We start from the raw sequence: 18,441 nt of genomic DNA, 5'->3' as shown, positions 1-18,441 counted from the left end.
GGTTGTGTGTCCAGAGCGACTGCCGGGCGCGGCCTCGCGTCTTAGGCTGGACCCGTGGCGACGGAGCCCCTGGCCAGCGTGGACATGTCGGGCGAGGAAGCCGAAAGATGGCTGGCCCTCGCGGTGAAGTTCGCTGTCGCCAACGTGGAATCGGGCGGCGGCGGGCCCTTCGCGTCGATCATCGTGCGCAGCGGCGAGGTCATCGGCCGCGGCGTGAACCGGGTCATCCGTGACCTGGACCCCACCGCGCACTCCGAGATCGTCGCCATCCGCGCCGCCTGCCGCCAGGCCCTGCACTTCCGCCTGCCCGGAGCCGTGCTGGTCTCCACCTGTGAGCCCTGCCCCATGTGCCTGACCGCGGCGCTGTGGGCCGACGTCGGCCGCATCGTGTACGCCGTCGACCGCCACGAGGCCGCCGCGGCCGGATTCCCGCAGGTCGAGCTGTACGACCTGTTCGAGGACCCGCAGCACAAGTGGACCGTGCCCGTCGGCAAGATCTCCATCGCCCAGGCCCAGGACCCCTTCGAAGCCTGGCAACGCACCAAACCCCAACGCCAACACCAACCCCGCCCCTGACCCCCCCTCCCCCCGCCCCGCGCCGCGCGCCGCGCGCCGCAACTCTTAAGGACTTGCGGCCTCAAGCCGTGCGTGAGGCCGCAAGTCGTTGAGAGTTGCGCCAGGGCCAGGGGGCCGGGCGGGGTGGGTGGTCAGGCGGGGTGGGTGGTCTTCCAGGTGGTGAGGAGGGTGGACTCGTCGGCGCGGGTGATGCCGGCCCAGGGCTTGCGGGTGGGGCCGGTGGCGAGCCAGGCGAGGGTGTCGCGGGCGGTGTCGGCGAGCGGGCGCGGCGACAGGCCCGCCGCGAGCGCGTCGGTGACGTCGCGGGACAGGAAGCCGGCGTACTCCGGCAGGGGCAGCCACATCGGCAGCGAGCGCTCGCCCGCCCACGGCTCGACGCCCTGCTCCGCGAGGAACTCCTGGTCGACCCAGGTCAGCTGCGGTGCGGTGCCGACCCCCTCGGCGATGCCCGCGAGCATGTCCGCCCGGTTGACCGGCGCGCCGATGCCGTCGTACGCACCGGCGAGCCGCTGCTCGGCGGCCTGCACCAGCCAGGCGGCCAGGTCGCGCACGTCGATCCACTGGACGGCGTCGCCGGGCGTGCCCGGGGCCAGCACCTCGCCGCCCTCGGCCAGCCGGGACACCCAGTAGTCGAAGCGTCCCGTCGGGTCCTCGGGGCCGACGATGAGCCCGGCCCTGCACAGCATCGCGCGCTCCGGCCCGACGGCGTCGAGCAGCGCCTGCTCGCAGGCGACCTTGGCCGGGCCGTAGTTCTCCCCGGTCGCGTCGTCGGTCTCCAGGGGCAACGGCTCCAGGAGCGGGGCGTCGGCGGCGCGCTGGCCGGGGGTGCCCTGGTCGGCGTAGACGGAGCAGCTGGAGACGTACACCCAGTGCGGGATGCGCGCGCCGAGCATGGCGGTCGCGTGACGGACGTGGCTGGGTCGCCGAGCCACGTCGATGACGGCGTCGAAGTCGCCGTCGAGACCGGCCAGGCCGTTGGGATCGTCGCGGTCGGCGGTCACGGCCGTGGCACCGGCCGGGATCGCGCCGGACACACCGCGGGTGACGCAGGTGACATCGTGGCCCGAGGCCAGCGCGAGGGCGGCCACCGCGCGCCCGAGGAAGACGTTGCCGCCGAGTACGAGCAGTCGCATGGGCGTCAGCATCGCCGACCCGGCGCTCGATTCGCACACCCGTTCGCCATCGGCGTACCCCGCCGCGGCGATGCTCAAGTGGCGCGGGGTCAGGATGGCGGGATGAGGCGGTGGTCGAGGGCGGTGTGGCGGCGGCCTGCGCCGAGGGTGCGCACGGCGACCGCGAGGGCGCGGGTGGACCCGGCGAGCACGACCAGCTTCTTGGCCCGGGTGATCGCGGTGTAGAGCAGGTTGCGCTGGAGCATCATCCAGGCGCTGGTGGTCAGCGGCACGACCACCGCCGGATACTCCGAGCCCTGCGAGCGGTGGATGCTGATGGCGTACGCGTGGACCAGCTCGTCGAGCTCGTCGAAGCCGTACTCGACGTCCTCGTCCTCGTCGGTGCGCACGATCAGCTTGTGGTCGTCGGGGGCCATGCCGGTGACCACGCCGACGGTGCCGTTGAACACCCCGGCCGTGCCCTTGTCGTAGTTGTTGCGGATCTGGGTGACCTTGTCGCCGACCCGGTAGACCCGCCCGCCGTAGCGGCGCTCGGGCCGGCCCTCGACGGCCGGGGTCAGCGCCTGCTGGAGCAGCTGGTTGAGGTTGCCCGCGCCGGCCGGGCCGCGGTGCATCGGGGTGAGCACCTGGATGTCGCGGCGCGCGTCGAGGCCGAACTTCTTCGGGATGCGCTGCGACACCAGGTCGACGACGAGAGGCGCGGTCGCCTCGGTGTCGTCGCACTCGAAGAAGAAGAAATCGGGGAAGCCCTTGAGCTGAGGAAACTCCCCGGCGTTGACGCGGTGCGCGTTGACCACGACGCCGGACTGCTGCGCCTGGCGGAAGATCTGGGTCAGCCGTACGCGGGGCACGACGTCGGCGTTGAGCAGGTCGCGCAGCACCTCGCCCGCGCCGACCGAGGGCAGCTGGTCGACGTCGCCGACCAGCAGCAGGTGCGCCCCGGGCGCGACGGCCTTGACCAGTTTGTTGGCGAGGATCAGGTCGAGCATCGAGGCCTCGTCGACGACGACCAGGTCCGCGTCGAGCGGGTTGTCCCGGTCGTAGCTGGGGTCGCCGCCGGGCTGGAGTTTCAGCAGCCGGTGCACGGTGGTCGCCTCGTGGCCGGTCAGCTCGGCGAGGCGTTTCGCGGCCCGGCCGGTCGGCGCGGCCAGCACGATCTTGGCGCGCTTGGCGCGGGCCAGCTCGACGATCGAGCGTACGGTGAAGCTCTTGCCGCAGCCCGGGCCACCGGTGAGCACCGCGACCCGCTCGGTTAGCGCGAGCCGCACCGCCTGCTCCTGCTCGGGGGCCAGCTCGTGGCCGGTGCGGGTCTTCAGCCAGGCCAGGGCCTTGGTCCAGTCGACGCCGTCGAACGCGGCCAGCCGGTCCCGCGAGGTGTTGAGCAGGGTCAGCAGGCTGCCGGCCAGGCCGCGCTCGGCGCGGTGGAACGGCACCAGGTAGATCGCGGGCACCAGGCCGTCGGCGCCGGGCACGTCTTCCCGGACCACGCCCTCCTCGTCGATCAGCTCGCGCAGGCAGGTCGTGATGAGGTCGGCGGGCACGCCCAGGTCGGCCCCGTCCTTGTCGGTGACCGCAAGGATCTTCGCGGCGGCGGTGGTGAGGTTCGGGGCGGGCAGGAAGCAGTGGCCGTTGTCGGCGGCCTCGCTGAGGGTGTGCTGCAGGCCGGCTTTGACACGCTGCGGGCTGTCGTACGCGATGCCGACCGCGCGGGCGATGGTGTCGGCGGTGCGGAAACCGATCCCCCACACGTCGGCGGCCAGCCGATACGGCTCCTCGCGCACGACGGTGATGGAGCCGTCGCCGTACTGCTTGTAGATGCGCACCGCGAGCGAGGTGGACACGCCCACACCCTGCAGGAAGATCATTACTTCCTTGATCGCCTGCTGCTCCAGCCAGGCCGCGGCGATCAGCTTGGTGCGCTTGGGGCCCAGTTTCGGCACCTCGATCAGGCGCTGCGGCTCGGACTCGATGACCCGCAGCGTGTCCACGCCGAAGTGCGCCACGATGCGCTCGGCCAGCCGCGGGCCGATGCCCTTGACCAGGCCCGAGCCGAGGTAGCGCTCGATGCCGACGATGGTCGCGGGCAGCACCGTCGTGTAGTTCCACACCTCGAACTGGCGGCCGTAACGCGGGTGCGAGGTCCACCGGCCGGTCAGCCGCAGGCTCTCCCCCGGCTGCGCGCCCAGCAGCGCGCCGACGACGGTGAGCAGGTCATTGCCGGACTTCTCGGTCGCCACCCGGGCGATCGTGTAGCCGGTCTCCTCGTTGGCGTAGGTGATCCGCTCCAGCACCGCTTCAAGCACGGTGCTCGGCGGCCGGCTCGGCGCGGCGGCCGGGGGCGAAGTCGACGCGGTCACTCCGACATGGTGCCGCAACGGTGCGTCGAAACGGCGGCCGCGCTCCGGCCGACCGCGGCCGACAGGCCGGCTCTGCGCATCCGCGCTGCTCAGCATGGGTGAGGCGTTAAGAAGGTGCCCTTCCACTACCGATAGCGATGTGAAGGTGCCCTTCCTTCGGCTGAGCGCGAGGGGGAGGGGTGCTTGGTTCAGCGTTCGGGGCGGATGTTGGGGTTCAGGTGGAAGGTGTTGTCGGGGTCGTAGGCGGCTTTGATGCGGGAGAGGCGGCGGTAGTTGTCGAGGCCGTAGGAGGCGACGACGCGTTCCTGGCCCTCCTGACCGATGAAGTTGCTGTAGACCGCGCCGGTGGACCAGGGTTTGACGTCGGCGCGCAGGTCGCGGGCCCAGCGGATGGCTCGGTCGTCGTCGTCGGCGTCGGTCCACAGGCCCAGCGGGTGGACGACCCAGGGGGCGCGCCGCCACGGGACCGGATAGGCGGTCGGGCCCGCGGCGACCGCGCCGCCGTACGGGAAGAGCACGTGCTGCGACGGGGACGGGACGACCATGTCCTCGGCGCGCGCGCAGAACAGGTCGATCGCCTTGTCGGGCAGGGTGTCCAGGTGCTCGGCCGACCAGTAGTTGCGGTAGCCGGGCGGGTCGTCGAACATGCACTGCAGCTCGGCGTAGGGCACCTCGGCGATCAGCTCGCCCTGGTGGCCCAGCCGCAGCAGCGGGCCGATCACCCGGCGCGCCTGCGCCAGGTCGCCGGCGTACGTGACGAGCATGGCGCAGGTCAGTCTGCCTACCAGGTGCGCGGGCGTGAACGGCTCGGCCGGGCCGGTCAGGTAGATGATGCCGCCGCCGACCTCCTCGGGCGCGTTCTCCATGAAGTCGCGGTAGGCCCGGGTCACTTCCGGCCCCGCCTCGGGCGGCCACAGCAGCAGCGCCACCGAGGCCGTGGGCAGCGGGTACAGGCGCAGCGTCAGCGAGGTGACGACGCCGAAGTTGCCCCCGCCGCCGTGCAGCGCCCAGAACAGGTCCGGGTGGCTCTCCTCGCTGGCCACGACGGTGTTGCCGTCGGCGGTGACCAACTCGGCGGCGGCCAGGTTGTCGCAGGCCAGGCCGAACTTGCGCTCCAGCCAGCCGGAGCCGCCGCCGAGCGTGAAGCCGCCGACACCGGTCGTGGAGACCCGGCCGCCGGTGGTGGCCAGGTCGAAGGGCTGGGTGGCGCGGTCGAGGTGGCTCATGGTCGCGCCGCCGCCGATGCGGACGACCCGGCGCTGCGGATCGACCGTCGCCTGGTTCATCCGGCGCAGGTCGATGACGAGGCCGCCCTCGGTCGACGCGGTGCCCGCCACACCGTGGCCGCCACCGCGCACCGCGATCTCCAGGCCCTGCTCGCGCCCGAACTCGATGGCCCGGGACACGTCCGCCCCGGTGGCGCACTGGGCGATCACGCTCGGCCGTTTGGCAATCATCGAGTTGAACAGGGTCCGCGCGTCGGCGTACGCCGCGTCGTCCGGCCCGATCACCGACCCGGCGAAGCCCGACCGCAGATCGGCCACCGCCGTCGCACCGAGGACGGTCATGACAACTCCCCACGCAGCTAGACGGCGCACCAGGGTCCGCACTCCAGCCTAGTGAGGCTCGGGACGAGCCACCGCGAAAAGGGAGTTCTCGTCATACCGCCCGCGTGGACGGCAGGCAGGTCAGCAGAACCAGCCGTTCTGCACCCAGCCGTTGCGGTTGACGTGTCCGTAGGCGAACCCGTAGATGTAGCCACCCTGCCGGGGACCCTTGACCAGGAAGGTCTGACCGGCATAGAGGGTGCCCATCCAGGCGCCGAGCGGCTCGGTGCGCACGAACAGCGATTCGGCGCAGACGGTCTCCCGCACGCCGACGGTCCCGTTGGCCGCCTGGGCGGCGGCCGGCACGGCGAGCACGGCAAGGGCGGTCACGGCCGCGGCGGCCGCGCGCAGGGTTCCGGTCACCATGAGTCGTACCCTCCGATGCACTCGATCCGCAGGTAGCCCCAGTCGTTGGGCCCGAAGTCGAAGGTCGCCGCCCAGCCGTTGTAGACCGGGTGCGCGCCGGGGGTGTGGCCGATCTTGTTGCCGTACTCCAGCACGCGCTTGAGGCCGTGCGGGCCGGACGCCGAGTCGTAGTTGTCGTAGAAGCTGGCGCTCTGGCAGACGTTGATCGCGTGGCGGGGCACGACGACGGCCTGGGCCGGACTCGCGGTGGCGAGCAGGCCCACGGCCACCAGGGACGCGATGACTCCCGCGGAGATTCGCATATCCACTATCCTCACTCGATGGAGATCGAGGCAAAGCTATCAACGGTGAAGTTTCTACACAAGATTCGGGCAGAAACTGAAACTTTCCTTTGCCCGGTGGATCCGGACTTTCGCGGTGATGAGGCACGTCGCGCTCATTAGGCTCAGGGCATGGTGCCGGTCTCTCCGGTTTTCGTGGGCCGGCAGGCCGAGACGGAGCGGCTGCACGCCCTCGCGCGGCAGGCGGCGGGCGGGCACGGCGTCGCGGTGCTGGTCGAGGGCGAGCCGGGCATCGGCAAGACCTCGCTGCTGGACCGGGTCGCCGCGGACTGCGCCGACCTCGGCATGCGACTGCTCACCGGGGCGGCCGAGGACCTTGAGCAGCAGCTGCCGTTCTCGGCGATCGCCAACTGCCTGGGCATCGGCGCGGCCACCAGCGACCCCGAGCTGGCCCGGGTCTCCGGGCTGCTGCGCGGCGAGCAGGCTTTCACGCAGAGCCTGGCCGCCGTCAACCACGACTTCGTCATCACCGAGGCGATCCTCGACCTGTTCGACGAGTGGTTCGCGCAGGGCCCGGTCGCGCTGCTGCTCGACGACGCGCAGTGGGCCGACCCGCAGAGCCTCGTCGTGACGCACCGACTCGGCCGGGGCATCGAGCAGGAGCCGATGCTGCTGGTCGTCGCCACCCGGTCGGCGCCCCGGGCCGCGGCCGTCGACGCCCTGGAACGCAGCCTCGTCGCCCGCGGCGGGCACGTGATCGAGCTGGCGCCGCTGCCACCGGACGAGGTCGAGGTGCTCGCCCACGATCTGCTCCACGCCGACGCCGGCCCTCGGCTGAGCCGGCTGCTCGGCACCGCCGGCGGCAACCCGATGTACGTCACCGAGCTGCTGGCCGAGCTGGCCGAGGAGGGCGCGCTGGCGGGCCGGGACGGCCGGATGGAGCTGGTGTGGGACACCGACGAGCGGGCCGAGGGCTGGGTGCCGCCGCCGCTGGCCGAGGTGATCCTGCACCGCCTCGGCTTCCTACCGCCCGCCGTACGCGACGCGCTGCAGTCCGCCGCCGTGTTCGGGCGCACCGTCGACCTGACCGAGCTGTCGCAGGTGCTGGGCCGCCCGGTGGCCGAGCTGGCCGACGTCGCCGCCAGCGCGGTCGAGGCGGGCATCCTCACCGACACCGGCACCTGGCTGGAGTTCCGGCAGCCGCTCATCCGGGAGGCGCTTGCGGCCCGGGTGCCGCCCTCGGCCCGGGCGGCGCTGCACCGGCGGGCGGCGCAGGCGCTCCACGCCGAAGGCGCGGGCGTGGAGCGCGTCGCCGAGCACGTGATGGCCGGCGAAGGCGTCGACGACCGGACCACGCAGTGGCTGATCGGTGTGGCCGACCCGCTCACCGCCCGCGCGCCCGAACTGGCCGTGGAGCTGCTGCAGCGGGCCCTGCCCGGAGCGCCCCGGCGGCAGGCGGCCAGGCTGCGCCTGCAACTGATCCGGGCACTGCTCTGGCGGGGCACGCACGCCGAGGCGGAACGCCTGGCCCGCGACGCCGTCGCCACCGGCGACGATCCCGCCTGCGACGGGGAGCTGCGCTGGCTGCTCGCGCAGACCTGCTATCGCCGCGGGCACCTGCGGGAGTCGCTGGAGGTCATCGAGCAGGCCCTGGCCGAGCCGGGGCTGAGCGAGACCGAGCGCGGGCGCTTCCACGGCTTCGCGGCCGTGTGCCTGTTCTTCCTGACCCGCTTCGACGAGGCGCGGGCGGCCGCGCGCCGGGCGGTGCGGGCCGGTGAGGCGACCGGGGACGTGCGCTGCACCGGGATCGGCGACTTCGCCCTGGCCATGACGCTGGCCATGGACGGGGACCTGGAGCAGGCGCTGGTCGTCAACGACCGGGCCTTCGCCTCGCTCACCGAGGGCGTGCAGCCGGACCTGCAGGTCGACCCGTACACCCTGCGCGGGATGTGCCTGCTGGAGCTGGACCGGCCGGCCGAGGCCGAGCGGGCGCTGTCGGCCGCGATCGCCGCCAACCGCGAGTCCGGTGGGGCGTACCTGCCGATCGCCCACACGCTGCGGGCGCGGCTGCTGTTCCTGGACGGCCGCTGGGACGACGCGCTGGTCGAGATCGAGGCCGCCGCCGAGCTGCCGGACCTGCTCGGCAGTGCGGTACGGCTGCGCGGCATGGCCGATCTGATCGCGGTGCACCGCGGGGCCACCGTCGACCCGCCCGCGGGGACGGGCGCGTCCTACCCGCACCACTTCAGCCGCTGGGCACGGGCGCTGTGCGTGGAGTCCCAGCAGGGTCCGGCGGCGGCGTTCGAGCTGCTGGCCCCGGCCTGGGAGAAGGCGCACGGGCTGGAGCCGCGGCGGCTGGTCTACCGCGTGTGCGCCGACCTGGCCCGGCTGGCGGTCGCCGCGGGTCACCGCGACCGGGCCGGCGCGCTGGCCCGAGAGGTGGACGCGCTGCTGGTGGGGCGCGCCCACCCGAGCCTCACCGCGACCGCGAAACTGTGCCACGGGCTCGCCGGCGACGACGCGGAACTGCTGCTCGCCGCAGCCGCGGACTACCGCGAGGCGGGGTGGCCGCTCTACGAGGGCAACGCGTACGAGAACGCCGCCGAGGCGCTGGCCCGCCAGGACCACCCGGCACAGGCCCGTCGGGCCCTGGACAAGGCGCTGGAACTGTACGGCGCGCTGGAGGCGACCGCCGACACCGCCCGCGCCGAGGCCCGGCTGCGGGCGGCGGGCGTGCGCCGGGGCGTACGCGGCCCGCGCAAGCGCCCCAAGCACGGCTGGGCGGCGCTCACCGCGACCGAGCAGCGCGTCGTCGCGCTGGTCGCGTCGGGCCTGTCCAACCCGGACATCGCCGCGCAGATGTTCCTGTCCCGGCGCACCGTGCAGTCGCACGTGTCCAGCATCCTCGGCAAGCTCGAACTCAACTCGCGGGTCGAGCTGGCGGTGCAGGCCGCCGAACGCAGCACGGTGCAGGCCGGCTGACCCGGGCGGCGGCTCACCGCCGGTTCGCCTCCGCCGGGCTGTCGATCGGCGATTCGAGCTCCGACGCGTCGCCGATGACGGATTCGGGGTGGGCGGCGACGTACTCGTCGAGCGTGCCGTTCGCGGCCGCCTGGAACATGAGCAGCGTCTGCGGGCTGAGCGCCTGGGTGCCCTTGACCTTGGCCCGGTTGTACATGCCGTTGTTGGTCTTGAGCATGACCAGGTCGCCGGGGGTGAGGCCGCGCAGCGTCCAGATGTAGTCGAACAGGTCGGCGTGGCCGGTGTCGAGCTTCAGGGTGCTGCCCGCGGCCGCGAGCAGTGAGTTGATCTTGATGGGATTGGTGATGACGCCGGCCGAGGTCACCTTGTCGCCGATCGCCTTCAGCAGCTGCTGCTGGTGGCGCTGCCGGTCGTAGTCGCCGTACGGGCCGCTCTTGCGCTGGCGCACGTAGTCCAGCGCCTCCCAGCCCGCCATGTCCCGGCAGCCGACGTGGTGCACGTAGGTGTTGGGCAGGAACACCCCGGACTTCTTGCCGTAGGCGTACTTCGGCTTGCCGTCGACCACGACGAAGTGGTCCGAGCGGGTCTCCTGGTCGACGCACATGTGCACGCCGTCCAGCTCGTCGACGACGTTCTTGAACGCGTCGAAGTCGACGACCGCGACGCCGTCGAACTTCAGGCCGGTCAGCTCGTGCACCATGTTCGCGGTCAGCGCGGCCCCGCCCTGCCAGCCCTGGCCGTTGCGCGAGCCGTAGGTGTAGGCGGCGTTGGCCCGGGTCCTGGCCCCGTAGAAGTTGGCCTTCGGGTAGGCCGGGATGTGCACCAGGGCGTCACGCGGGATCGACATCAGGTAGGCCCGGTCGTGCCCGGCGGGCACGTGCAGCATGATGATCGTGTCGGCTCGGCCGCTGCCCTCGACCCAGCCGTCGCGGGTGTCCAGCCCCAGCAGCAGGATGTCGATCGCGCCGCGCAGCGTGCGCCCCTCGACCTCCGGCTCCTTGCGGGCCTCCCCCTCCAGCACCGAGCCGGTCTCCACCGCACTGGTCAGGCTGTGCAGGTAGGACTGGGTGACCATGGCGCCGCCGAACCCGAGCGCCAGCACCAGCACCATCACGCCGAGCATCAGCACCGCCCACACCGGCAGCCGCCGCCGGCGGGGCCGGAGCGGGGTGGTGTCGGGCAGGCCGTGGGGGCTTTCGAGCGGGGTCATCTGTCTCTCCGTGCCGGGGGTCTCCTGGCGAAGGACCATACCAGCCATTAACGGGTCTTTAGCGAGTTTTGTCTCGTTCGCACACCTCGGGAGGTTTCAGACCGGCTGCGCTGGGTACCCCGACGGTAGAGATATCCGCTATCTCGAAGGAGTTCGACATGGGTATCAAAGACAAGATCAGCAACGAGGCCGAGAACATCAAGGGCAAGGCCGAAGAGGCCACCGGCAAGATGACCGACAACGAGCGCCTCGAGGCCGAGGGCAAGATGGACCAGGCTTCCGCGAAGGCGAAGAAGGCCGGCGAGAAGGCCAAGGACACCATGAGTGACGCCAAGGACGCGGCTAAGGACGCCATCCGCCGGTAGTCGTTGCCCGCCCATGACAGCGCCGCCCCCGCGATCGAGTCGCGGGGGCGGCGCTCTGTCGCCGGTGCCGTCGGTCAGTGCTCGGAGCCGGAGAACGGCTCGGGCGGGTTGCGCGGATCGCGGTTGTCCTCGGTCAGCCGCTCGGTGTCCTCGTGCCGGCGCTGCTCGTCGCGGTGCGCCTCGTCCCGGGTGTGCTCCAGGTCGGTGCCGCCCGCCGGCTCGATCGGCTCGTACTCCTCGGGGCTGTGATCGGTCATGCCGGACTGCATACCCGCGCCACGGCCTGCACAAACGCCTGCGGAGACGGTGCCGGGTGTATCCTGATCATCTCGGCGACATCTCGTGTTGTGCCCGCCGCGGGCGTATCGCGGCCCTATGATCTGCTTCATGACCGTCAGTGAACAGCTCATTACGGCTAGCGACGAGGACCGGGCGGACCTCCGCGCCGAGCTGATCACTCTGCTCGACCGGTGGCAGGCCTGGCGCAACGACCCGGCGTACCCGGGCACCGGGCGGGTGGGGCCGGCCTGGCAGGCGGGCCTCGACCGGGCCATCGCCGACACCCGGGAGTCCGTGTACGCGCTGCCGCCGGACCACGACCCCAGCGCGCTGGCCGACCTGACCCAGCCCCTGCTGAGCACCTTCTGGGCGCATCGTCCCGGGCCGATGGCCGAGGTCGTCACCCAGGTGGCGATGCTGCGGCTGCGGGCGGTGACCATGCACGGCCGGGTCGCCCGGCGGCCGGCGCAGGAGCCGGTGGGCACCGCCGCGAATTGATCGTCCGGTTTAGCCCGCCTGAACGCCGGGTACCTCAGCAACGATGGGGAGCGTTCCTCGAGTGGGGAGACCGAAGTGCTGGTTCTGGGCCTGATTCTGTTGCTGCTGGGATATTTCCTCCACATCAGCATCCTGTGGACGATCGGCTTGATCCTGCTGATCGTCGGCGCGATCCTGTGGATCCTGGGAGCGGTCGGCCGCCCCGTGGGCGGACGACGGCATTATTGGTGACAGGCTGAGATGCGAAGAGGGGCGTCCCGAGGGGCGCCCCTCTCGCTGTCCGGCGGCGGCTACTCCTCGGTTACCGCGCCTGGCCGGGCCGTCGCGCTCAGCACGACCGCCACCAGCAGGCCCGCCAGCGCCTGCACCACCGGGATGCCGGTGTAGAGCTCGGGCAGCGCCCGCGCCGCGAGCTCCGCCGACGGCCCGGCGGGCGACGCGAACAGGAAACCGATCGCCAGGTAGATCGCCCAGGTGAAGAAGCCGGCCAGCGCGGCGACGGCCCACAGCCGGCCGCGGTCGCCCGGAGCGGGCCGCAGCCACAGCACGGCCAGGTCGGTGAGCACCCCGGCGACCAGCAGGCCGCCGATGAGTTCGAGGTTGCCGAATCCGGTGATGGCGGCGCAGAGCGCGCCGATGACCGCGTAGACGACGGTGACGCTGCCGGGCGGCAGCGCCCACCGGCGGGCCAGGGCCAGGATCGGCAGGATCAGCACCAGGTTGGTGACCAGGATCGAGGTGGCCATGTCGGAGCTGAGCCGCTCGTCGTCGTTGATCAACGAGAGCATGATCCGGCCCGGCGAGTACACCAGCGCGTTCGCGTACTGCAGGAACAGCAGCACCAGCGTGGCCCCCAGGGCGATGGAAAGCACCGCCGGCAGCAGCCCCAGCAGCCCGCGGGCCGGGTCGATGCGGCGCGCCCAGGCCGTGCGCAGCGGCGTCGTCACGATGATCATCATCGCGCTGACCAGGCCCAGGTGAGTGGGGCTGAACAGGATGTCGATGGTCTGCTCGACGCCGAACACGACGTGCCAGAGCATGTCGCCGAGACCGGCCAGGGCGAACCCGCCGATCGCGAATACGGCCGGCGGGTAGCCGGCCGGCATGGCGCGCAGGTCGGGCAGCCGCCCGCCGCGGAACGCGGCCCGGCAGGTCCACAGGATCCAGCCCGCGGTCACGATGAAGCCCCAGTAGAAGACCGCGTGCCAGGGCGTGAAGAACGTCTCCAGTTCGGGCACGTTGTTGTGCGCCCAGGCGTCGACCATCAGGCCGATGGTGAACCAGGTGCCCAGCAGCACGGTCACCAGGTCCGTGCGGTAGGACGTCACCGGCCGGTCCGGATCGGAGGCCGCCGCGGGCGCGTCCTGTGCGGGTGCGGTGCTGACCATGCGGATCCCCATCCTGCCGTGCGCCGACTCGTGGCGGGACACAGGATATCGCCGACGATCACCGCGCGCCGACCGCAGGAGTGCACCCGATCGCCGGCCGCTGCCATCGACGCAGCTCAGCATGAATGCGGGCGGCACGCCTTTCGGTAGCCGCCCGCCGTGCCGATCAGGGGGTCGCGGTGGGCGCGGCCGAGGCGGTCGGCGCGGGCACCGGTGCGTCCGGCAGCGTCTTCGGCGGCAGCGGCCAGGGCATCGGCTGCCCGTCGAGACCCCGCTGGCGCAGCCGCTCCTGCAGCAACTGCCGCTTCAGCTCCCCGTCCCGCAGCCGCTCAGGCCGCACCCGCTCGTCGCGGTCGCGCCTGCCGCCCCACGGACCGCGGTCGCCCCGGTCGGCGCGGTCGAAGTCGTGGCCGTGGTGGCCGCGGTGGTGCCCGGCCATCAGGCCGACCGCGAGGCCCAGGCCGCCGCAGACCAGGCCGCCGAGCAGGAACGCGATCAGGATCGCGGCCAGCGTCCCGCCGGACGGCCGGGACCAGGTGCGGGCGCGCGGCGCGGGCTGCGGGTCCGGTTCGGAGGTGTCGTCGTCGACCGGCTGCTGCGGCTCGGTGGTCATGCGGGGCTCCCAGGCTGAGGGGTACGGCGGGCCGGCTACCACTGTGACACCGCCGAGCGCCGGGCGGTAGCCGGGCGTGGTACACATGGGCCGGTGGACGCTGAGGAGGAGCCGGGTGGGCGGCGCGTGGAGGACCTTGTGCTCGACGCCGCCCGTGACTGCGTGCTCGCGTACGGCGTGCGCCGCACGACGGTGACCGACGTGGCACGCCGGGCCGGGGTGTCCCGGATGTCGGTGTACCGCCGCTGGCCCGACGTGCAGAGCCTGGTCGCCGACCTGATGAGCCGCGAGTGGCACCGCGTGATCGTGGACGCGGCGCGGCAGGCCGCCGCGGCCGACGGCCCGTTGCGGACCCGCCTGGTGACGCAGTCGGTGACCGCCGCCGCGACGCTGCGCGTGCACCCGCTGCTCCGCAAGATCCTCGAAGTGGACCCGGAGATCCTGCTGCCCTACATGCTGGACCGGCGTGGCGCGGGGCAGGAGGAGATGCTCGGCTTCCTGGTCGAGATGATCGCGGCCGGGCAGGCCGAGGGCTCGGTGCGCGCCGGCGACCCGGCCCGGCTGGCCCGCGCCGTGCTGCTGACCGCGCAGTCGTTCGTGCTGTCCGTGGCCACCGTCACCGACGGCCACACCCCGTCCGACCTCGATGCCGAGCTGACCCTCCTGCTCGACCGCTACCTCTCCCCGGCCGGCGGGGCGAGCACCGACAGGGCGCCGGGCAGCACCCGTACGCGCAACTCGCCGAGCGTGGTGAGCGGGTCGCCGTCGGCGTAGGCGGGCACCGGGCGGTCGGCGGCGACGGTGACCGCCGCGCCGCGCAGCACGGTGACCTCGGGGCGGCGTACGTGCACCCCGCTCCGCATCTCGCGCAGCACCAGCGGGAACAGCAGTTTGGACACACTGCCGAGCACGATCACGTCGAGCTGCCCGTCGTCCACGACGGCGCCGGGCGCGACGTGCAGGCCGCCCCCGTAGTAGCCCGAGTTCGCCACCACCACCGAGTACGCCCGCGCCGACAGCTGCTGCCCGTCGACGTCGAGCCGGTAGACGGTGGGCCGCCAGCCGAGCAGCGCCCGGGCCCCGGCCAGCGGGTAGACCAGCCCGGCCGGGATGAACCGGGCGCGGTTGGCGCGCTCGTTGGCCGCCGCGTCCACTCCGGCGTACACGCTGCCCAGCACGGTCTCGCCGCCCGCGTCGAGCGCGTCGACACGGCGCGGCTGCCCGTGCAGCGGCAGCTCGGCGACGTCCTCGGCGCGGTGTGGCAGGCCGAGCTGCCGGGCCAGGTCGTTGCCCCGCCCTGCGGGCACCACGCCCAGCACGCCGCCGGTGCCCGCCAGTGCCGCGCCGAGGCAGCGCAGCGTGCCGTCGCCCCCGGTGGCCAGCACCACCTCGCCGTCGGCGGCACAGCGCCGGGCGACCTCGCGGGCCTGCCCGACCCCGCCGGTGTACTCGACGCGCACCCGCGCCCCGCCCGCCCGCAACAGCTGCGCGACCGGCATCAGCCGGGCCAGCCCCCGGCGCGCGGCCGGACCCACCACCGCCGTGAACGACCTCATCAGGGCACCAGGATGCCTGGATTCAGCACGCGCGCCGGGTCGAGTTCGCGCTTGACGGCCCGCAGCACGTCGACGCCGAGCCGGCCGATCTCCTTGGCGAACCAGTCGCGGTGCTCGGTGCCGACGCCGTGGTGGTGGCTGATGGTCCCGCCGGCCGCGATGATCGCGTCGTTGGCCGCCGCCTTGGCCCGCTGCCACCGCGCCACCGGCTCGTCGCCGTACGCGGTGACGACGGTGAAGTAGAGGGAGGCTCCGGTCTCGTAGACGTGCGAGACGTGGCACAGCACCATCGACGGCACGGGCAGCGCCGCGAAGAGCGCCTCGCGCACGGCGTCATACAGGCCGGGTAGCGCGGACCAGAACGCCGCCGTCTCCAGCGTCTCGGCGAACGCGCCCGCGTCGAGCAGCGCGTCGCGCAGGTACGGCGCGTCGAACCGGTGCGCGGCCCACTGCTCCCCCGGCTCTTCACCCAACTCCTGCCCGCCGCACTCGCGCAGCACCGCCGCGGTCTGCGCCACGGCGTGCTCGACGGACGCGCCCTCGTGGCCGACCACGAGCAGGCAGCCGCCGTCGCCACGGCCCCGCCCGGCCGCGCCGAGCATGGTCTCCACCTCGTCGGACAGCCGCAGCACGGTCGGTCGCGGACCGTCCTGGGCCAGCCGCCGCGCGGCCGCGACACCGTCGGCGAACGACTCGAAGCGCCAGCCCTCGTAGTGCCGTTCGGCGGCGAGCGGGCGGACCCGCACGGTCACGTCGGTGATCACGCCGAACGCGCCCTCCGAGCCGAGGAACAGCCGGCGCAGGTCCGGCCCGGCCGACGAGGCGGGGGCGCGACCGGTGCTGATCGTGCCGCGCGGGGTGGCCACGGTCAGGCCGACGACCATGTCGTCGAAGCGGCCGTAGCCCGCCGAGGCCTGGCCGGACGAGCGGGTGGCGGCGAAGCCGCCGATGGTGGCGTACTCGTACGACTGCGGGACGTGGCCGAGGGTGAAGCCGTGCTCGGCCAGCAGCTCGTCGGCGCGCGGCGCGGGCAGCCCGGCCTGCAGCACCGCGGTGCGCGACACCGGGTCGACCGCGACCAGCCGGTCGAGGCGGCGCAGGTCGAGCGTGAGGTATCCGACCGCCTCGGGGGCGAGCCCGCCGACGACCGAGGTGCCGCCGCCGAACGGCACCACCGCGAGCCGGTGCTCGGCGCAGACGGCCAGCACGGCCAGCACCTGCTCGTGGTCGGCGGGGGCGACCACGGCGGCGGGCAGCTCGGGCAGCTCGCCCGTGCGCTGGTGGAACAGGTCGGGAGTGGACTTGCCCGACGCGTGCAGTGCCCGCTCGGCGGCCTCGGTGCCGACGTGCTCCGCGCCGACCACCGCGACCAGCGCGGCGAGGGCCGCTTCGGCGAGGGCGGGGGCCGGAGCGCTGACGGCGTCCAAAGCGGTCGCCGGTCCGGGCGGGGTCACGTCGAAGACCTGTTTGAGCAGCCCTGCCACGGCCTCGGGCAGCGGCTTCGCCTGCTCCGGTGTGCCCCAGCGCGCCCAGGTCGCACGCCGCTCTTCCCGCATCGCATCCATGTGTGACAGAGTTACATCTAGTGTCACTTCGGCGCAAGGAGGCGACCGTGTCGGACGCTGCCCGCACCTCTCTCAACGCGTCGCGCCGGGATCGCGAACTGGCTGAACTGGCCGCCGGTGAAGTGGTGGACGTGCTGGTGGTCGGCCTCGGCGTGACCGGGGCGGGGGTCGCGCTGGACGCCGCCACACGCGGGTTGTCGGTGGCCGCGATCGACGCCCACGACCTCGCGTTCGGCACGTCGCGGTGGAGCTCCAAACTGGTCCACGGCGGGCTGCGTTACCTGGCCAAGGGCGAGCTCGGGGTGGCGTACGAGAGCGCGGTGGAGCGCGGTGTGCTGATGGCCCGCACCGCCCCGCACCTGACCCGGGCGCTGGCGATGATGCTGCCCGCGACCGCGTACACCGCGCCGCTGACCATCGGCCTGGCCGGGGCCGGTTTGCGCGCCGGTGACCTGCTGCGCGCCGTGGCGGGCACCCGGCGCGCGATCCTGCCCGGGGTGCGTTCGCTGTCCGCGGCCGAGGCCCGCGGCATGGTGCCCGCGCTGCGCTCCGGTGGGCTGCGCGGCGCGCGGTTGTCCTGGGACGGGCAGCTGTGTGACGACGCGCGCCTGGTCACCGGCCTGGCCCGGGCCGCGGCCGGGGCGGGCGCGAAGGTGCTGACCCGCTGCCGCGCCACCGAGCTGACCGGCGACGCGGCCGCCGTGCTCGACACGCTCACCGGCGCCCGGCACACCGTCCGGGCCCGCGCGGTCGTCAACGCGACCGGCGTCTGGGCCGGGCAGCTCGCCCCCGACATCACCCTGCGGCCCTCGCGCGGCACCCACCTGGTGCTGCCGTCGTCGCTGTTCGGCGGCCTGTGGACGGGACTGACCATCCCGGTGCCCGGCGAGCTGTCCCGCTTCGTCATCGTGCTGCCGCAGGCCGACGGCCTGGTCTACGTCGGCCTGACCGACGAGCCGGTCGACGGCCCCGTCCCCGACGTGCCCGAGGTCCCCGAGTCGGATGTGGACTTCCTGCTCGACGTGCTCAACTCGGCCCTGGAGACCCCGGTGCGCCGCACCGACGTGCTCGGCGCGTTCGCCGGCCTGCGCCCCCTGATGGCCGCGGGCGGCCGCACCGCCGACATCTCCCGCCGCCACGCAGTCATCCAAGGCCATGACGGCGTCCTGACCGTCGTCGGCGGCAAGCTCACCACCTACCGCCGCATGGCCGAGGACACCGTCGACGTCCTGGCCACCCGCCGCGGCATGAACGCCGGTCCTTGCCGCACCCGCGACCTGCCCTTACCCGGCGCGGCCCCCCGCGACCTGCTGACCCGCGTCCCCGCCCCCGCCCGCCTCATCGCCCGCTACGGCACCGAGGCCCCCGCGGTGCTCGCCGAGGCCGCGCCGGAACTGCACGCCCCGATCGCCCCGGGCAGCCCCGTGACCGGGGCCGAGCTGCAATGGGCCGTCCGCCACGAAGGCGCGCTCGACGTCGACGACCTGCTCGACCGGCGCACCCGACTGGGCCTGGTCCCCCACCACCGCGCCGCCGCCCTGACGACGGCCGAACACGTCCTGAACGAAGGAAGGGCATCGTCGGCTCGCGTCAGCGAGACGAGCAGCGGCTGTGCACAACGCTCCGCGTTGTAGAAGGTGCCCTTCCCATCATCACAGCGCTGTG

At 73.2% G+C, this 18,441-nt stretch carries 18 protein-coding genes; 7 read left to right on the top strand and 11 right to left on the bottom strand.

Annotated elements, in window-relative coordinates:
- The first annotated feature begins 54 nt into the window (after positions 1-54).
- A complete protein-coding gene (locus tag ACFQO7_RS10200; protein WP_376806131.1) occupies positions 55-576 on the top strand; it encodes a nucleoside deaminase in 522 nt (173 codons plus the stop codon).
- 131 nt (positions 577-707) lie between these two features.
- On the opposite strand, the gene ACFQO7_RS10195 is transcribed toward ACFQO7_RS10200, so the two are convergent.
- From ACFQO7_RS10195 to ACFQO7_RS10175, 5 genes are all read right to left on the bottom strand, one after another.
- Positions 708-1,709 (bottom strand): NAD-dependent epimerase/dehydratase family protein, encoded by a 1,002-nt coding sequence (locus ACFQO7_RS10195; RefSeq protein WP_376806130.1) that lies wholly within the window; start codon positions 1,707-1,709, stop codon positions 708-710.
- A gap of 89 nt (positions 1,710-1,798) precedes the next feature.
- A complete protein-coding gene (gene recD2, locus ACFQO7_RS10190) occupies positions 1,799-4,066 on the bottom strand; it encodes an SF1B family DNA helicase RecD2 (RefSeq protein ID WP_376806129.1) in 2,268 nt (755 codons plus the stop codon).
- Positions 4,067-4,254: 188 nt separating this feature from the next.
- On the bottom strand, positions 4,255-5,634 hold the full coding sequence (locus tag ACFQO7_RS10185; RefSeq protein WP_376806128.1) for an FAD-binding oxidoreductase: 1,380 nt from the start codon (positions 5,632-5,634) through the stop codon (positions 4,255-4,257).
- A gap of 120 nt (positions 5,635-5,754) precedes the next feature.
- Positions 5,755-6,039, bottom strand: a complete 285-nt coding sequence (locus ACFQO7_RS10180; protein ID WP_376806127.1) for a hypothetical protein — start codon at positions 6,037-6,039, stop codon at positions 5,755-5,757.
- On the bottom strand, positions 6,033-6,341 hold the full coding sequence (locus ACFQO7_RS10175) for a hypothetical protein (protein ID WP_376806126.1): 309 nt from the start codon (positions 6,339-6,341) through the stop codon (positions 6,033-6,035). Before ACFQO7_RS10175 ends, ACFQO7_RS10180 begins: the two co-directional genes overlap by 7 nt.
- A 150-nt stretch (positions 6,342-6,491) precedes the next feature.
- Here ACFQO7_RS10175 and ACFQO7_RS10170 point away from each other — a divergent pair, with 150 nt between their 5' ends.
- A complete protein-coding gene (locus ACFQO7_RS10170; RefSeq protein ID WP_376806125.1) occupies positions 6,492-9,302 on the top strand; it encodes an ATP-binding protein in 2,811 nt (936 codons plus the stop codon).
- A 13-nt stretch (positions 9,303-9,315) separates the two neighbouring features.
- Here ACFQO7_RS10170 and ACFQO7_RS10165 read toward each other — a convergent pair whose 3' ends face one another.
- Complete coding sequence (locus tag ACFQO7_RS10165; protein ID WP_376806124.1) at positions 9,316-10,512, bottom strand: LCP family protein; 1,197 nt, start codon at positions 10,510-10,512, stop codon at positions 9,316-9,318.
- A 158-nt stretch (positions 10,513-10,670) separates the two neighbouring features.
- Between ACFQO7_RS10165 and ACFQO7_RS10160 the strand changes: the two genes are divergently transcribed.
- Positions 10,671-10,877: a CsbD family protein gene (locus tag ACFQO7_RS10160; RefSeq protein WP_376806123.1), complete on the top strand. Its 207-nt coding sequence runs from the start codon at positions 10,671-10,673 to the stop codon at positions 10,875-10,877.
- A gap of 74 nt (positions 10,878-10,951) precedes the next feature.
- Here the strand turns inward: ACFQO7_RS10160 and ACFQO7_RS10155 are convergent, their stop codons facing one another.
- Positions 10,952-11,134 carry a hypothetical protein gene (locus tag ACFQO7_RS10155; RefSeq protein ID WP_376806122.1) on the bottom strand — a complete coding sequence of 61 codons (183 nt, stop codon included), beginning with the start codon at positions 11,132-11,134 and terminating at the stop codon, positions 10,952-10,954.
- 130 nt (positions 11,135-11,264) lie between these two features.
- On the opposite strand from ACFQO7_RS10155, the gene ACFQO7_RS10150 reads away from it, so the two are divergent.
- Both ACFQO7_RS10150 and ACFQO7_RS10145 read left to right on the top strand, forming a co-directional pair.
- On the top strand, positions 11,265-11,654 hold the full coding sequence (locus ACFQO7_RS10150) for a hypothetical protein (protein ID WP_376806121.1): 390 nt from the start codon (positions 11,265-11,267) through the stop codon (positions 11,652-11,654).
- A gap of 75 nt (positions 11,655-11,729) precedes the next feature.
- Complete coding sequence (locus ACFQO7_RS10145) at positions 11,730-11,885, top strand: DUF6131 family protein (RefSeq protein ID WP_166382865.1); 156 nt, start codon at positions 11,730-11,732, stop codon at positions 11,883-11,885.
- Between the two features lie 59 nt (positions 11,886-11,944).
- Here the strand turns inward: ACFQO7_RS10145 and ACFQO7_RS10140 are convergent, their stop codons facing one another.
- A complete protein-coding gene (locus tag ACFQO7_RS10140; protein WP_376806120.1) occupies positions 11,945-13,042 on the bottom strand; it encodes a hypothetical protein in 1,098 nt (365 codons plus the stop codon).
- A gap of 166 nt (positions 13,043-13,208) precedes the next feature.
- Entirely contained in the window at positions 13,209-13,655 is a 447-nt protein-coding gene (locus ACFQO7_RS10135; RefSeq protein WP_376806119.1) for a hypothetical protein, read from the bottom strand.
- 93 nt (positions 13,656-13,748) lie between these two features.
- On the opposite strand from ACFQO7_RS10135, the gene ACFQO7_RS10130 reads away from it, so the two are divergent.
- On the top strand, positions 13,749-14,429 hold the full coding sequence (locus ACFQO7_RS10130; protein WP_376806118.1) for a TetR/AcrR family transcriptional regulator: 681 nt from the start codon (positions 13,749-13,751) through the stop codon (positions 14,427-14,429).
- Here ACFQO7_RS10130 and ACFQO7_RS10125 read toward each other — a convergent pair.
- Together ACFQO7_RS10125 and ACFQO7_RS10120 are read right to left on the bottom strand one after the other, a co-directional pair.
- Positions 14,330-15,211, bottom strand: coding sequence for a diacylglycerol/lipid kinase family protein (locus ACFQO7_RS10125; RefSeq protein ID WP_376806117.1), 882 nt, complete (start codon positions 15,209-15,211; stop codon positions 14,330-14,332). The genes ACFQO7_RS10130 and ACFQO7_RS10125 overlap by 100 nt on opposite strands.
- Positions 15,211-16,767, bottom strand: a complete 1,557-nt coding sequence (locus ACFQO7_RS10120) for an FAD-binding oxidoreductase (RefSeq protein WP_376806251.1) — start codon at positions 16,765-16,767, stop codon at positions 15,211-15,213. Before ACFQO7_RS10120 ends, ACFQO7_RS10125 begins: the two co-directional genes overlap by 1 nt.
- Positions 16,768-16,823: 56 nt before the next feature.
- On the opposite strand from ACFQO7_RS10120, the gene ACFQO7_RS10115 reads away from it, so the two are divergent.
- Complete coding sequence (locus ACFQO7_RS10115) at positions 16,824-18,410, top strand: glycerol-3-phosphate dehydrogenase/oxidase (RefSeq protein WP_376806116.1); 1,587 nt, start codon at positions 16,824-16,826, stop codon at positions 18,408-18,410.
- Positions 18,411-18,441 lie beyond the last annotated feature (31 nt).

It is taken from the genome of Catellatospora aurea (assembly GCF_042663325.1).
In the GTDB taxonomy this organism is placed as follows: domain Bacteria; phylum Actinomycetota; class Actinomycetes; order Mycobacteriales; family Micromonosporaceae; genus Catellatospora; species Catellatospora aurea.
This window is presented reverse-complemented; position numbering and strand designations above follow the sequence as displayed.

Bases quoted from the DNA above. Each gene is read 5' to 3' on its own strand.
- ACFQO7_RS10135 (WP_376806119.1), bottom strand. From the start codon at position 13,655: ATGACCACCGAGCCGCAGCAGCCGGTCGACGACGACACCTCCGAACCG.
- ACFQO7_RS10180 (WP_376806127.1), bottom strand. From the start codon at position 6,039: ATGGTGACCGGAACCCTGCGCGCGGCCGCCGCGGCCGTGACCGCCCTT.
- ACFQO7_RS10150 (WP_376806121.1), top strand. From the start codon at position 11,265: ATGACCGTCAGTGAACAGCTCATTACGGCTAGCGACGAGGACCGGGCG.
- ACFQO7_RS10175 (WP_376806126.1), bottom strand. From the start codon at position 6,341: ATGCGAATCTCCGCGGGAGTCATCGCGTCCCTGGTGGCCGTGGGCCTG.
- ACFQO7_RS10195 (WP_376806130.1), bottom strand. From the start codon at position 1,709: ATGCGACTGCTCGTACTCGGCGGCAACGTCTTCCTCGGGCGCGCGGTG.
- ACFQO7_RS10125 (WP_376806117.1), bottom strand. From the start codon at position 15,211: ATGAGGTCGTTCACGGCGGTGGTGGGTCCGGCCGCGCGCCGGGGGCTG.
- ACFQO7_RS10160 (WP_376806123.1), top strand. From the start codon at position 10,671: ATGGGTATCAAAGACAAGATCAGCAACGAGGCCGAGAACATCAAGGGC.
- ACFQO7_RS10185 (WP_376806128.1), bottom strand. From the start codon at position 5,634: ATGACCGTCCTCGGTGCGACGGCGGTGGCCGATCTGCGGTCGGGCTTC.
- ACFQO7_RS10170 (WP_376806125.1), top strand. From the start codon at position 6,492: ATGGTGCCGGTCTCTCCGGTTTTCGTGGGCCGGCAGGCCGAGACGGAG.
- ACFQO7_RS10165 (WP_376806124.1), bottom strand. From the start codon at position 10,512: ATGACCCCGCTCGAAAGCCCCCACGGCCTGCCCGACACCACCCCGCTC.
- ACFQO7_RS10120 (WP_376806251.1), bottom strand. From the start codon at position 16,767: ATGCGGGAAGAGCGGCGTGCGACCTGGGCGCGCTGGGGCACACCGGAG.
- ACFQO7_RS10155 (WP_376806122.1), bottom strand. From the start codon at position 11,134: ATGACCGATCACAGCCCCGAGGAGTACGAGCCGATCGAGCCGGCGGGC.
- ACFQO7_RS10140 (WP_376806120.1), bottom strand. From the start codon at position 13,042: ATGGTCAGCACCGCACCCGCACAGGACGCGCCCGCGGCGGCCTCCGAT.